Origin of the sequence: Advenella kashmirensis WT001, from assembly GCF_000219915.2 — a bacterium.
Lineage (GTDB): Bacteria > Pseudomonadota > Gammaproteobacteria > Burkholderiales > Burkholderiaceae_B > Advenella > Advenella kashmirensis.
Window position 1 is genome coordinate 205,524 of the sequence record NC_017964.1, and the last position, 14,056, is coordinate 219,579.

A 14,056-nucleotide genomic window follows, 5' to 3' on the forward strand; every position below is an offset into this window, starting at 1 on the left:
CCATGGCGTGGATTAATGCAAACCAACAAACTGTTGGGCAGCCTGTTGAGTGAGTTTGTGCAGCAGCCTTTCGGCCTGCTGTTCGGTGGCACCTTCATGCCGCAGGTTCCTGATGAACACCGACAGCGAGGCATCAACCAGCTTGAGTCTTTCATGGGGGTCGGGCGCAAATTCCAGCCCAGACAGATGCTGAACGTTGCCATTATCAAGACGCCGCCATCCGTTGGCTGCAAATTTGGGCAGAGTACTCATGAGCGGCTTCCTTGTCGTGTTGAAGCGGCCTCGGCGAGGGCGCATAACGTTATTTTTCTCATTGTACCCAGTTAATGTGCCGCAGTTGGCGGCAGCACGCATGACAGCATCGCAAAATATCCGGCAACGATCGTGCAGTTCAAGGTCGTTACGGCGCAGCGCATGAGCCATGATTAGCGGCCATGGCAGTTCGGGCTATCGTGCCGGCCAGGCGAATGCGGTGCGCTCATGCATCATGGCCGGCGCGCCAGCTCGCGCTTTTCCGTATCCGGCAACAGTGCGGCGACAATCCCCAGCAATGGCAGCCAGGCGCACACGCTGTACACATACGAGATGCTCGTGGTGTCCGCCAGATGTCCCAGTGCCGCGGCGCCGACGCCGCCCATGCCAAATGCGAAGCCGAAGAACAGACCGGCAATCATGCCGGTTTTGCCGGGTACCAGTTCCTGGGCATAGACCACGATGGCGGAAAATGCCGAAGCCAGGATCAGGCCGATAATCACGATGAGGATGCCGGTCCAGAACAGATTGGCGTGTGGCAGCAACAGGGTAAAGGGAGCCACACCCAGGATGGACGCCCAGATGACCCGCTTGCGGCCGATCCGATCGCCTATCGGTCCGCCCGCGATGGTGCCGACGGCGACGGCAGCCAGGAAAATGAACAGATAAAGCTGTGATGTACGTATCGACAGGGAAAATTTTTCCATCAGATAAAACGTCAGGTAGCTGCTCATGGAAGCCATATAGAAATACTTGGAGAAAACCAGCACACCGAGGACAGCCAGCGCGGCGATGATTTTGTTGCGCGGCAGCTCAATCGCATTGGCCGAGCGTTTGGTGCGCAGGACCAGCAGGCCGCGGTTGCGCTCATACCAGCGTCCGATTTGCAGCAGCACCACCATGGCCACCAGGCCGCCAGCGAAAACCAGGCAACGCTGCCCTGACCACGAGGCAGGATAATCAGCGCAGCAAACAGGGCCCCAGTGCAGAGCCGACATTGCCACCTACCTGGAACAGTGATTGCGCCAGGCCATGCTTGCCGCCCGAGGCCATGCGGGCAATGCGGGATGATTCCGGATGAAATACTGACGAACCGGCGCCCACCAGAATGGCGGCCAGCAGCAGAAAGGGAAAGGACGGCGCGACCGACAGCAGTAGCAGGCCCAGCAACGTTGAGCCCATGCCGATGGTCAGCGAATAGGGCTGCGGATGCTTGTCGGTGTAATGCCCGATAAGGGGTTGCAGCAGCGAGGCAGTGATCTGGTAGACCAGTGTGATCAGGCCGATTTGCGCAAAACTCAGGCTGAAGTCATCCTTGAGCATCGGGTAAATGGCCAGCAGGATCGACTGGATCATGTCATTCATCATATGAGCGACACTGATCGCGCCAAGCACCTTGAAGGCGGTGCTGTTCTCGGGCTGGGAGGGATGTACGGCGGTGGATTCTATCGACATTGCATTCAACATATATATGACATTCGCAATGAGTCAGTGTAGCCGTGCTAGAATTATTGCAAGTGCCAATTTTCGTCGAGAAAGTGACAGTGATGCAGCCGCTGCCCAGAAGCGTCAACGCAGAAGATTACCAGGACATTGCTCCGGTCGTGGCTGCCATGTCCAAGGAGTTTGCTGCCGGTACGGGATCGGCAACGCATTCGCATCGACGCGCGCAATTGCTTTTTGCGTCGCGCGGCGTAATCCGCGTAAGTACCGACAGGGGTTATTGGCTGCTGCCGCCGCTGCGGGCCTTATGGGTGCCGCCCAATGTCCCGCATTGCACGATGGCGGTTTCCCACGTGGACATGCGCACCCTGTATATTGATGCAGCGCCGCCAGATCATTATGGGCCGGTTGCCAGGTCATTGAAGTCAGCAATCTGCTGCGCGAGCTGATCCTGAGCCTGACCGCTGAACCCGTTATCTATTCGCAAAATGAACGGGGCGGCCGGATCGCAGCGTTGATTCTTTCGGAACTGCCTTCAGCAGAAACGGTGGCTACCCAGATCCCGTGGCCCCGGGATCGCCGGCTTATAGCCATCTGCACCGCCATCATGGACGAGCCCGGATTGAACCGTTCGTTGGGCGCGTGGGCCGATGCAGTGGGCGCCAGCGAGCGCACGCTGATACGGCTGTTTCAGTCAGAGCTGGGCATGAATTATCGGCAATGGTTGCAGCAGGTCAGGCTGGCCGATGCGGTATGCAGGCTATCGATGGGCCAGTCTATCGGCACCATTTCACGGGCACTGGGCTATCGCAGTCCCAGTGCGTTCAGCGCGATGTTTCGTCGTGCACTGGGCATGTCGCCCAATATGTATTTGCACCCGGCCAACATATAAGCTGCCCCGATAGGCGAGGTAAGCGGGGCGGGTTGTCTGCTTTCTGCTTTATCTGCGTGTATTGTCTCACGAGGCAGCTATGTGCTTGGGCCGTCAGACGCGCTATTAACGGCCTTGTGTTCAATATCCACTTTGCTGGCACCTTGCCAGACGCCAGATAACGTTTGCCAATCAGGGCGATGGCGGCTCGCGCCGGGCTTCCAGTTCATCCAGCGACTGTTCGCGCAAAGCCTGAGGGAAGTTTGCCGTCATGGTTTCCAGGGCATTGAAAATGCGCTCCCAGCCTTCGTCTGTGCGTATGGGAATGCCCAGGAACCGGCTCTCGGTTTTGGCCCGCAGCATCAAATAAAGAACTCCGGCAAGCATGATGCTCACCGTCGCGGGCATATCGATTTCCGGCGTCAGGCCATCGACCCGGTCAATGAATGCGCGGGCGGCCTTCTCGCGTCGCTGGGCCAGCTTGGCGGTGACCTCGTTCAGTTCCACCAGCTCCCAACGGCGCACTTCACGCAGCGTGTCGTTGCCGGCCAGCGCATCAACCTGGGCACGCAGCATGGACAGCACCAGTTGTTGGGGCGTTTGCTGGCTTGATTCGTCGTTGCCCAGCATTCCGCGATGGCCGGTCCAGAAATCCTGCTCCTGCATCCAGGCCAGCAGCAGACCGTCCAGCCCGTTGAAGTAACGATAAATCAGTTCCTTGCTCACGCCGGCGCGACGGGCAACGGCGTTGATGCCAATGCCTCCCATTCCGGCTTCGCGGATTTGGTCTTCCAGGGCCTGGAGAATCTGCTGTTCTGTTTGCTGACGACGGGACATAGGGATCCGGGAGTGTATGAAAACTGCATCAGTGATGCCGATAACCCATTCTACAAGAGAAAAACAGTACCGGCGCGCGGTTTGATTCGGCTATACTAAAAAGTGACTTTATGGTCACATTTAGCTGTTTGCCTACTGGGCAAATCCGGCAGCCGAAATGTGTCCATCTGCCGGCAGGGCTATTGTTGCTCTGCCGGTCTTTACTTTTGCCAACTGAACTACAAAGAGTATCTTCGTTATGGAAAACAATCATTTCGTCTCGACCGACGAAATCCGTACCCGGTTTTCAACTGCCATGTCCAATATGTATGGGCAGGAAGTGCCGCTTTATCGCGATCTGCTTGAGCTGGTTGCCGATGTTAATGCGCAGACGCTGCAGCAAAATCCGCAATTGCAAGCGCAATTGAATGAATCTGGCGAAATCCTGCGCCTGAACCTGGAGCGCCATGGCGCCATCCGTCTGGGTACGCCTGCCGAGCTGTCCGGCATTCGGCGTGTTTTCGCGGTGATGGGGCTGCAGCCGGTGGGTTATTATGATTTGTCGGTGGCAGGGGTACCGGTACACGCCACGGCGTTCCGGCCGGTGGATGATGCGTCGCTGGCAGCCAATCCGTTCCGGGTGTTCACCTCTCTGTTGCGGCTCGAGCTCATTGATGATGAAGCATTGCGCAGCAAGGCTGCCGAGATTCTGGAGCAGCGCTCTATATTCAGCGCACGCGTTCTGGAACTGGCAGATAAATTTGAAACCGAGGGCGGTCTGAGCAGCGAAGAGGCTGATGAGTTCGTGACGCAGGCTACGGATATTTTCCGCTGGCACAACGAAGCGACGGTAAGTATTGAAACGTACAACCAGTTGCTAGACGCCCACCGGTTAATTGCAGATGTGGTTTGCTTCAAAGGCCCCCACATCAACCATCTGACTCCCCGCACGCTGGATATTGACGCGGCACAAAAGGAAATGCTCAATCGCAATATTCCTGCCAAGGAATCGATTGAGGGCCCGCCAACCCGGCGCCATCCGATTCTGTTGCGCCAGACCAGTTTCAAGGCGCTGGAAGAAAACGTGACGTTCGACTCCGGCACAGAAAAAGTGATCGGTGCCCATACTGCGCGCTTTGGTGAAATAGAACAACGCGGCCTGGCCCTGACGCCCAAGGGACGCGCCTTGTACGATCAGTTGTTGCTGCGCGCCCGCGAATCAAATGAGCAGGCGAGCGATAGCTATGCAGAGCGCTTGGCGCGTGCGTTTGCTGAATTTCCGGACGACCTGGCGACGATCCGCAAAAGCGGCCTGGGTTATTTCCGCTACAGCCTGACGCAACAGGGGCGCGCAGCCATTGCTGAGCAGGCCGCCCATGAGCAGGATATTGACGCCATGATCGAGGCCGGCCTGGTGCACGCCGAGCCGATTATTTACGAAGACTTTTTGCCCGTCAGTGCCGCCGGTATCTTCCAGTCGAATCTGGGTGGCGATGATCAGAAAAGCTATCAGGTCAGTGCCGCCCGGGCCGCTTTTGAAGAAGCGCTGGGGGCCAAAGTCAATGACGAGTTTGCGTTGTACGAGGCAGCACAGCAACGCTCGCTTGACCAGCTCGCTTTGCAACTGAAAAAATAAGACCGGCAGGCCGGCTGCACTATTGTGGCCGGCTTTGCTCCAGCGCTGGGTCATTGGGTCCTTAACCTTGTCTGCATTGTGGCTGTAGTGAACCAGTGGTATGCCTGCAGGGCAATGCAGACCGCGCCAACGGCGTTGCGACCGGGCACACCGGATCGTGCTTGATGCCCGAGTTTTGCGGCGCGTTTTGCGGCGTTTTTACCTGTTGCTTGCGGTCGAAGACGGGTGGCTCTGCATGAAAATCAATGAATAAGAATACATCTTATTACCAGTTATGCTACAATTTTCTGTTGTCAAATCAATCATTTTGTTACCCTTGCGACACCCTGTCCCGGCCCTCTGATGCACGTGCATTGCGCGCGTACCATCTGCGTCAGATCCGTGCCGCCACGCGTTCGTGAGGGTAATCTTTGCAGTTTGAATCAGAAGCGGAGTCATTTTTCATGTCATTTTGGAAGTCTCAAGTTCGTAGCGGGTTGGTGACCGGCATACTGGCGGTGGCCACCAGCATCGTGCTGCCATTGCAGGCCGTTGCCCTGACTGTTGATCATGCAAGCGGGAAAACCACTATCGAAGGCGAGCCAAAGAAAACAGTCGTTTTTGACCTGGCCTCACTCGATACAATGCATGCGCTGGGCATAGAAGCTTCCGCCGTGCCCGAGGCCAAGTACATTAATCAACTGGCTGCCTACGCGCAAAAGTCTGTCCCAAAGGTCGGTTCACTGTTTGAACCCAGCTACGAAGCGGTCAATGCGCTGTCGCCAGATCTGATTATTGTCGGCGGCCGTTCGGCCCCCAAGTATGCAGATCTGAGCAAACTGGCACCAACCATTGATTTGACCGTCAATACCAAAGACTTGCTGGGCAGCGTCAAACGCAACACGCTTACGCTGGCCGACATTTTCAACAAGCAGGACAAAGCCACGGAACAGCTGGCCAGACTGGACCAATCTATCGCGGCGCTCAAACAAAAGGCCGGCAAAGCCGGCTCGGGGCTGATTATTCTTACCACCGGCGGCAAAGTCAGTGCGTATGGCCCGGGTTCCCGCTTCGGAATTCTTCATGACACTTTCGGTATTCCCGCTGCGCGCCCGACCTGTCCACGTCAAATCACGGGCAGGCTGTGTCATTTGAGTTTATTTATAAAACCAATCCACAGTGGTTGTTTGTGATTGACCGGGATGGCGCCATTGGTCGCGAGGGTGTTGCCGCCAGCAAGTTGCTGGATAATGAGCTGATCCATAAAACCACCGCGTGGAAAAAGAAGCAGATTGTCTATTTGAATGCCATGGACTGGTATTTGCTCGGCAGCGCCGGGCTGACCGCCATGCAGCAGAACGTGGACCAGTTGTCCAAAGCGCTGGACGGCAAGCAGTAATCATGGGGCGCTCGCCAGTCCGGGCCCCGGCGTCCGTAACAATTGACGCCATTGCGGGTCTTTCATGAGCGGTTATCCCGAAGGGCACAGAAACAATAAACAGGTTCGCCCGCTCCTGGTCGGCGTGCTGTTATTGCTTTTGTGCTTTTTGTTTCTGGTCAGCCTGTTTCTGGGTGCGGGCGATATGTCGCTGGCGGCGTTATTGCGCTTCGATAGCGAAGCCTGGCAATTGCTGCTGATCAGTCGCCTGCCGCGCGCGCTTGCATTGGTGCTTGCAGGCACTTCGCTGGCGGTTGCGGGGCTGATCATGCAAATGCTGGTGCGCAATCGCTTTGTCGAACCCTCCACGGCCGGGACCGTAGAGTCTGCAACCATGGGAATACTGGCTGTTACTTTATTGGCGCCGGGCATCCCCGTGCTTGGGAAGATGCTGGTTGCCGCCATGTTCGCGCTGGCCGGCACAGCACTGTTTCTACTGATCCTGCGCCGCATTCCCTTGCGTTCTGCCTTTCTGGTCCCGGTGGTCGGCCTGGTCCTGGGGGGCGTTGTGCAAGCGGTGACCACCTTCTTTGCTTACCAGTACGATCTGCTTCAGGCTTTGCATACGTGGACCATGGGTGATTTTTCAGGTGTCCTGCGGGGGCGCTACGAGCTGCTATGGGTGGCGTTTGCCCTTTCCTGCGCAGCCTATTTCGCGGCAGACCGCTTCACCGTGCTGGGCATGGGCGAGCAATTTACCACCAACCTGGGTCTTAATCACAAACGTCTTATGCTGATCGGCATGGTGCTGGTATCGGCCATCAGTGCTGTAGTCGTTGTCACGGCGGGCAGTGTGCCGTTCCTTGGTCTGCTGGTGCCCAATGTGGTCAGCCTGATCTTTGGCGATAATATGCGGCGCTCGCTGCCGTGGGTGGCCTTTCTTGGGGCGCTGTTTGTCCTGGCCTGCGATATTGTTGGTCGCCTGATCATTTATCCGCATGAAATTCCCATCGGTACGGTGGTGGGTGTGGTAGGCAGCGGGCTGTTCCTATATCTACTTCTGAACAGGCGGGCTCGTTTTGGCTAAGCTGTCACCCGCCTTGCGGCTTTCCCTGCTGGCTTTTTTTGCGCTGGCCTCGGTGGCCGCATTCATGACATGGGGCGCCAACGGGCACTGGGACTTCGTGCTGTCGTTCCGCGCCAGCAAACTGGCAGCGATGCTGCTGGTTGCCTATGCCGTTGCGGTGTCGTCTGTGCTGTTTCAAACCATCACGCACAACCGTATTCTGACGCCATCGATCATGGGATTTGATGCGCTCTATACCCTGATTCAGGCGGTGGTGATTTTCTGGTTCGGCATGACTGCGGGTGGTCAGCTGGGCATGACGGGCAAGTTCGTGCTGGAAGTTGGCATCATGACCGTTTTCGCCTGCCTGCTGTTCCAATGGATTTTCTCTGGTGCCTCGCATAGTCTGCATCTGCTGTTACTGGTCGGCATTGTCTTCGGGCTGCTGTTTCGCAGTCTGTCCGGCCTGATGGTCAGAATGATTGATCCCAACGAGTTTCTGTTTCTGCAGGACAAAATGTTTGCCAGCTTTAATGCCATTCGCACCAATCTGCTGGTGGCCTCGGTGGTGATGGTGGGGGCAGTGTCGCTGATCGGCTGGCGGCTGCGCCGGGCCTATGATGTGCTGTCGCTGGGGCGCGAGGTCGCGATCAACCTGGGAATACACTACCGCAAGACACTGTGGCTCACCCTTGTGCTGATTGCCGTGATGGTGTCGGTATCAACGGCGTTAGTAGGGCCGGTGACGTTTTTTGGATTACTGGTGAGCAACCTCGCGTACATGATCATGCAGACCGATAAACATAAATATACGGTGCCGGCTGCCGTGCTGCTTGGCATTATCGCGCTGGTAGGCGGCCAGACTGTGCTGGAGCATGGCCTGGCCCTGAATACTACGGTCAGCGTTGTAATTGAGTTTGCCGGCGGGCTGATGTTTATCGCGCTGATTGTGCGCAAGGGACAACGATGATAAAAGTCAATGGTGTCAGCAAGGACTACGCCAATCTGCGCGTGGTGGATGATGTTTCAGTGCATATCCCCCGGGGTGGGGTCACGTCCATTGTCGGCCCCAACGGGGCCGGCAAGTCTACATTGCTTGGCATGATCAGCCGTCTGCTGCCCATGTCTGCCGGCTCGGTTGAGGTTGGCGGGCTGGACATCGCTCGCACTGATACAGCAGAACTGGCCCGGCATCTGTCCATTTTGCGTCAGGACAATCATCTTCCCCTGCGCCTGACGGTTCAGGATGTGGTGGCATTTGGTAGGTATCCGCATACGCAGGGCCGCCTGACAGTGCAGGATCGCAGCCATGTTGAGCGCGCCATTGCCTATCTGAATCTCAATGGGCTGGAGCAGCGATTCCTGGATGAACTCTCCGGCGGGCAGCGCCAGCGTGCCTTTATTGCCATGGTCCTGTGCCAGGACACAGAGTATGTCCTGCTGGATGAGCCACTGAACAGCCTGGACATGAAAAACGCCGTTGACATCATGAAGGTGATGCGACGCGCTGCCGACCAGTTGCACAAGACAGTGGTGATGGTGTTGCACGATATCAACTTCGCCTCCTGCTATTCGGATTTGATCATCGGCATGCGCAACGGCAAGGTCCTGCACCAGGGATCGCCGCAGACGTTCATCCAGCCGCCGGTGCTCAAGGAGCTATACGGGCTGGATGTGGTCGTGCATGAATGGCAGAATAATCGGATTTGCGTTCATTACACCTGACATAGAGGCATACTGAAAAAAGCGTTGTGTTCACCAGTGCGGTGTGCAGGGCGATTGCGGCACACTGTCTGCATAGTCCCCATAATTGATATGGTGGGTATGGTAAAAGAAAGTCGCGACCTCCTTAGTCGCGACTTTGTCAGTTGTGGCCTTGTCAGGATATCGGGCCGGGGCGTAGCGAGCTGTTGCCTTCTCCCTCACCATTCTCATCTTCATCGGGCACCCGCTGCTCCAGCTCATTGCCCAGCACATCTTCCGAGCCGCCACGGCGTGGCGCCAGTTTGCGCGGCGTATGCCCGGCCGCCGGCGCCTTGCCTTTAGGCACCTGCATATGGTCGGCCTTGCGGCCAAGATCCACCCTGGCAGATGGTGCGTTGCCGTCCTTGTCCTGGCCAAAATAAACCACGGTATGTGGGTATGGCAGTTCGATATTGGCGGCGTTGAAATGCTTCTTGACCAGACGGTTATAGCCACGTTGCACCGCCCATTGCATGCCAGGCGTGGTTTTGATCAGTACTCGAATCGTGACGCCGCGTTCGTTGATGGCGGTCACGCCGGGGATGGTGATTTCTTCCAGAATTTCAGGCGACAGCACTTCATCCTGCATCAATTCTGCAAACGCGGCGCGCAGGTGTTCGATGGCGTCGTCCACATTTTCACGATGGGCAATGGTGTACTCGCCCATGTGATAGGAAAAATCACGCATGTGATTAGCGACAACGTCAACCGACGAGAACGGGATCAGGTGATAGCCGCCGTCCATGGTGCGAATGCCCACCGAGCGGATGGTCATTTTCTCCACGGTGCCAAAAACCCCGCCTGCTTCCACGACATCATTGACATTCATGCCGTTCTCGAGCTGGATGAAAATACCCGTGATAATGTCCTGCACCAGCTTTTGCGCACCAAAACCAATGGCCAGACCCACCACACCGGCGCCGGCAATAAGCGGGCCGATATTGATGCCGATCTGGGACAACAGGACCAGGATCGTCATGGTGATGATCACGATCAGCGCAGCATTGCGAAACAGTGACAGCAGCGTTTTTTCGCGGGCACTGGGCGCCCGGTTGCCCGTGCCGCTCAGGCGGCTCTCGATGATGCTGGCAATAATGGTCCATGCCAGTGCGGCGAACAGCAGGATGATGGCCACATGCACAGCAGCGCTGATGGTTGCGCGGCCCGATTCGGACATGACCCAGGCAGACAGATCGAATGCATGCCATGCATCCAGCACAAACAGCAGCACGATGACAAGCGTAATCAAACGCAGGCCTTTGAGAGTTGCCGGAACATAAGAATTGATGCGCGCTTCCAGCAATGGCAGCCGGCCCCGGATCTCATCGGATAACCGGATCGGGTGACTTAGAATGGCTGTCAAAATGGCTGAGACCAGCAGGCCAAGGCAATGGCCACCAGGCTTTGCACCGTGGCGCGTGCCATAAATGGCAGTGCATCGACCGGATCCACCTGGCTGACAACAAGCAGAACGGTGAAATAGATAATGGCCAGGATATGCCAGACACGACCCAGCAAGCGCAGCATGGTTGCAAAAAATGCGGTGGAGGTCTGATTGGCGCGTTCAACGATCCGTTCACGAATCAGGCGCGGTTATTCCAGACCACTCGCAAGGCATAAATATACATGCCAAGCATGATGAGCAGGCCGACCAGATTGCCCAATGCCGCGGTAAACAGCGCGGTAACGACAGGCACGACAACCAGCATGCCGTAGCCCGTAATGCCAACCAGTCGGCACAGCCAACCATTCCAGTACATGGCAACTTCGTCACGCATGGCGAACAGCCGCAGTTGCGGAAAGCGCGTTGCAAATACTGTGCGCACCAGCGCCCGGGCAATTTCAACGGCGACAAAGGCATTAACAAAGAGCGATTCGAATGTGCCCACGGTATTGTCGGGTCCGGCGACTGACAACGCAACGCCATATCCGACAACACCTGCCAGGGCAATGGCAGCAACATCGACAATGAGTGCGCCAATGACTGCGGCAATTTTTTTCAGTGTGGCCGGCTGAGCCAGGCGACGCCGCCCGAGGGCGGGCGCCGGTTGTCCGGCCCACCGATTGATCATGGCAAAGATACGTGTGGCCAGTAAACGTAGCAGAACAAAAGCGACGACCGTGGCCGCAATAACCAGTGCCAAGTTCAGCAGTGCCGACTTCCAGTCAGCCATGCCGGCGCCACCAGTGCCTTCACCGCGCGCCATGGCGCCGATGGCCGCCGCCGCATCGCCCATATCGTTCAACAGCTTGGTCAGAAAGAACTGCGTGCTGTCGGCGACCCGGCGCGGCAGCGAGTCATCAAGACTGCTCTGTGCTTGGCCGGATGCCGCTTGCTGTGCAGCGGGCGCCTGCGCGCGCAGTTGCTCTATGAGTTGCTTGCGTGTCTTTTCATTTTCCAGCAGATCGGCCAGTTGTGCGGCAGAGGCCGGTGTGATGCCGGGTTCAGATGCGGGGGGAGTCTGGGCGCCTGCCGTATTCAAATACAGCGTTGCGAGCAGCAGCAAAAACGGGAGAAATAATCGGAGGATAAGGGTAGGTATAAGGGCGGGCAACGAGCTGGCTGCCTGCGCGCCCGTTAGTCTGGATATCTGCGACCCTGTCGCGAACCGTTCAAGCACTACGCTACCTCCTTGTCCAATAGGGTTACTCAGAGGCCGGCAGCCATGACATTCTTATTACAGCTGCAATATGATGCGTGCTATTTACCGATATAACACTACTGACATAACACCTGATTTAACACGCTTGACAGGCATAGCTCGAAAGGTATGCGGCACGCCGACTCTGGGGATACTATACGGTAACACGATTGCTATAGTGAATGAAAGCCGCAAGGCGGCTTGCCGGACGATCCCTTGCCGGTCTGGGACGGCGCAGGCCTAACGTCCGCCGGCCAGATCAATAAATGACCCGGTCACGTATGACGCATCATCAGACAATAGCCAGGCTATGGCCGATGCGACTTCTTCTGGCTGGCCGCCGCGCAGCATGGGGATCTGGCTGCTGATGCGATCAACCCGGCCGGGCTCGCCGCCATCCGCATGGATATCTGTATAGATAAATCCCGGCCGCACACAATTGACCCGGATTCCTGCGGGGCCAGTTCCAGCGACAGGCCTCGGGTGAATGTGTCAACTGCGCCCTTGGATGCAGCGTAATCCACATACTCGCCGGCTGATCCGGTACGCGAAGCCACCGAGGATACATTGACGATGGCCCCACCGGGTTGCATGCGTTTTATCGCTTCTCTGCTGCACAGAAAATAGCTGGTCACATTGGTGGTGAGGGTTTTGTTGATGCGTTCTGCATCCATTTCGGACACTTTCATCTGCTTGAACAACACGCCAACGTTATTAACCAGATGGGTAACCGGGCCCAGCAGCTCATCCATTTCTGCAAAAAGCCGCAGCACTTGCGCTTCCTCGGAAACGTCTGCGCCAATGGCAATGCAGGGGACACCAAATTGCTCCATGATCTGGGCGACCAGGGTCTGGGCGGCCTGTTCATTTTGATAATAGTTAATGCAAATGCCATATCCCCTGGCTGCCAGGTATTTGGCGGTTGCCGCCCCAATGCCACGCCCCCCGCCGGTAATCAACGCAGTCTTGTCCATCCTGTTCTCCTGTTTTGCATCATGTCACGATGCCAGATCATACAGTGTGGCTTGTGCAGGAGTAAAGTCCGGCTCTCTACCGAGCCGGTACATCAACGCGCGTGCGGCGCAGCGCCGGGTCAGGCCTATGCCGTCTGTTCTGCCGGTTGCATGGCAATCATCCATTCCATGCCGAAACGGTCTTTGAGCATGCCAAAGCAAGGGGAGAAAAAGGTTTCACCCAGCGGCATGGTGACGCTGCCGCCTTCAGCCAGCGCGTTGAACATCCGGGTGGCGTCTTCTTTGTTGGCCGGAATAATTGACAAGGCGAATCCGCTCAGGGTGCTTTCACCACCGCAGCCGTCGGAAGCCATGATCAGGCTGCTGCCAATGCGAAAGCTTGCGTGCATGATCTTGTTGTCAAAATCCGGGGGAACGGCGCCAGGTGGCGGCGGCTCGGGGCTCTCACCAAAACGCATCATCATATCAAGCTGGCGCGCTACGGCATCTTTGTAAAAGTTCAGGCTTGCTCGCAATGGCCGCCGAAAAAAAGGTAAGGAACGATAGAGGTCTGGTTCATGATGTTTTCCTGGTGTGGTCAGTCGTAAACAGACTGGATACGATAGTGAAAAGTGTTCTATTGAAAACGGTAATAAATGAAGTTGAACGGCCTTGATGTTGGGCCACTCAGGATGTCTGTGCACCGGCTGTGTCCGCCGCCTGCTGCAGTTTGCTTATATCCAGTTTTTTCATTGGCAGCAATGCCTCCATGACGCGTTGGGCGCGGGCAGGGTCAGTCAATAGCGTTGGCAATATGGCGGGCACAATCTGCCACGACAGGCCGTAACGGTCCTTGAGCCAGCCGCACTGCTGGGCAGACGGATCGCCGCCTTCATTTAATGCCGCCCAGTATTTGTCCAGCTCTTGCTGTGACTCGCAATGCACTTGCAGAGAAATGGCTTCATTGAACTTGAAAATGGGGCCGCCATTGAGGGCGGTAAAAGGTATGCCCGCAAGCTCGAATGCGACCGTAAGGACACTGCCTTCGGGTCTGCCACTGACTTGCGTCATCTTTTCACCTTGATAATAAGTGGTTTGGGTAATTTTTGAATCAGGAAAAATACCGGTATAAAACCGGACTGCGGCCTCGGCCTGATCATCAAACCAAAGGCAGGGGGAGATTTTCGATGTGATTTTCATGTCTATTTCCTTTTGCGCACAACACTATTGCAAACGCGATAATGAGAACCAGGAAGGGGATGCAATCCGCCTGATCC

13 protein-coding genes and 3 pseudogenes are annotated in these 14,056 nt (G+C 56.5%); 7 read left to right on the top strand and 9 right to left on the bottom strand.

What is annotated here, in order from left to right:
- Positions 1 to 12: 12 nt before the first annotated feature.
- Positions 13 to 423 carry a hypothetical protein gene (locus tag TKWG_RS23465; protein WP_171815099.1) on the bottom strand — a complete coding sequence of 137 codons (411 nt, stop codon included), beginning with the start codon at positions 421 to 423 and terminating at the stop codon, positions 13 to 15.
- Positions 424 to 485: 62 nt separating this feature from the next.
- Positions 486 to 1,719: pseudogene (locus TKWG_RS00980) on the bottom strand (MFS transporter).
- Between the two features lie 32 nt (positions 1,720 to 1,751).
- On the opposite strand from TKWG_RS00980, the gene TKWG_RS26345 reads away from it, so the two are divergent.
- Positions 1,752 to 2,144, top strand: a complete 393-nt coding sequence (locus tag TKWG_RS26345; RefSeq protein ID WP_322786584.1) for an AraC family ligand binding domain-containing protein — start codon at positions 1,752 to 1,754, stop codon at positions 2,142 to 2,144.
- Between the two features lie 65 nt (positions 2,145 to 2,209).
- The gene (locus TKWG_RS26350; RefSeq protein WP_322786585.1) at positions 2,210 to 2,587 is read left to right on the top strand and encodes a helix-turn-helix transcriptional regulator; all 378 of its coding nucleotides are present in this window, start codon (positions 2,210 to 2,212) and stop codon (positions 2,585 to 2,587) included.
- A gap of 171 nt (positions 2,588 to 2,758) precedes the next feature.
- On the opposite strand, the gene TKWG_RS00990 is transcribed toward TKWG_RS26350, so the two are convergent.
- Entirely contained in the window at positions 2,759 to 3,403 is a 645-nt protein-coding gene (locus TKWG_RS00990; RefSeq protein ID WP_014749018.1) for a TetR/AcrR family transcriptional regulator, read from the bottom strand.
- A 238-nt stretch (positions 3,404 to 3,641) separates the two neighbouring features.
- On the opposite strand from TKWG_RS00990, the gene hglS reads away from it, so the two are divergent.
- From hglS to TKWG_RS01015, 5 genes and pseudogenes are all read left to right on the top strand, one after another.
- A complete protein-coding gene (gene hglS, locus TKWG_RS00995) occupies positions 3,642 to 5,018 on the top strand; it encodes a 2-oxoadipate dioxygenase/decarboxylase HglS (RefSeq protein ID WP_014749019.1) in 1,377 nt (458 codons plus the stop codon).
- Positions 5,019 to 5,461: 443 nt separating this feature from the next.
- A pseudogene (locus TKWG_RS01000) lies at positions 5,462 to 6,396 on the top strand (siderophore ABC transporter substrate-binding protein).
- 64 nt (positions 6,397 to 6,460) lie between these two features.
- Positions 6,461 to 7,462 (top strand): ABC transporter permease, encoded by a 1,002-nt coding sequence (locus TKWG_RS01005; RefSeq protein ID WP_014749020.1) that lies wholly within the window; start codon positions 6,461 to 6,463, stop codon positions 7,460 to 7,462.
- Entirely contained in the window at positions 7,455 to 8,411 is a 957-nt protein-coding gene (locus TKWG_RS01010) for an iron chelate uptake ABC transporter family permease subunit (RefSeq protein ID WP_014749021.1), read from the top strand. The genes TKWG_RS01005 and TKWG_RS01010 overlap by 8 nt, the downstream gene beginning before the upstream one ends.
- Positions 8,408 to 9,166, top strand: a complete 759-nt coding sequence (locus TKWG_RS01015) for an iron ABC transporter ATP-binding protein (RefSeq protein ID WP_014749022.1) — start codon at positions 8,408 to 8,410, stop codon at positions 9,164 to 9,166. Before TKWG_RS01010 ends, TKWG_RS01015 begins: the two co-directional genes overlap by 4 nt.
- Before the next feature lie 154 nt (positions 9,167 to 9,320).
- Here TKWG_RS01015 and TKWG_RS26360 read toward each other — a convergent pair whose 3' ends face one another.
- From TKWG_RS26360 to TKWG_RS01035, 6 genes and pseudogenes are all read right to left on the bottom strand, one after another.
- On the bottom strand, positions 9,321 to 10,547 hold the full coding sequence (locus TKWG_RS26360) for a mechanosensitive ion channel domain-containing protein (RefSeq protein WP_322786588.1): 1,227 nt from the start codon (positions 10,545 to 10,547) through the stop codon (positions 9,321 to 9,323).
- Positions 10,544 to 10,711 carry a hypothetical protein gene (locus tag TKWG_RS26365; protein WP_322786589.1) on the bottom strand — a complete coding sequence of 56 codons (168 nt, stop codon included), beginning with the start codon at positions 10,709 to 10,711 and terminating at the stop codon, positions 10,544 to 10,546. Before TKWG_RS26365 ends, TKWG_RS26360 begins: the two co-directional genes overlap by 4 nt.
- A 56-nt stretch (positions 10,712 to 10,767) precedes the next feature.
- Positions 10,768 to 11,805, bottom strand: coding sequence for a hypothetical protein (locus tag TKWG_RS26370; protein WP_322786590.1), 1,038 nt, complete (start codon positions 11,803 to 11,805; stop codon positions 10,768 to 10,770).
- Positions 11,806 to 12,066: 261 nt separating this feature from the next.
- A pseudogene (locus TKWG_RS01025) lies at positions 12,067 to 12,800 on the bottom strand (SDR family oxidoreductase).
- 125 nt (positions 12,801 to 12,925) lie between these two features.
- Positions 12,926 to 13,264: a VOC family protein gene (locus TKWG_RS01030; RefSeq protein ID WP_322786591.1), complete on the bottom strand. Its 339-nt coding sequence runs from the start codon at positions 13,262 to 13,264 to the stop codon at positions 12,926 to 12,928.
- Between the two features lie 202 nt (positions 13,265 to 13,466).
- Positions 13,467 to 13,979 carry a VOC family protein gene (locus tag TKWG_RS01035; RefSeq protein WP_014749026.1) on the bottom strand — a complete coding sequence of 171 codons (513 nt, stop codon included), beginning with the start codon at positions 13,977 to 13,979 and terminating at the stop codon, positions 13,467 to 13,469.
- Positions 13,980 to 14,056 lie beyond the last annotated feature (77 nt).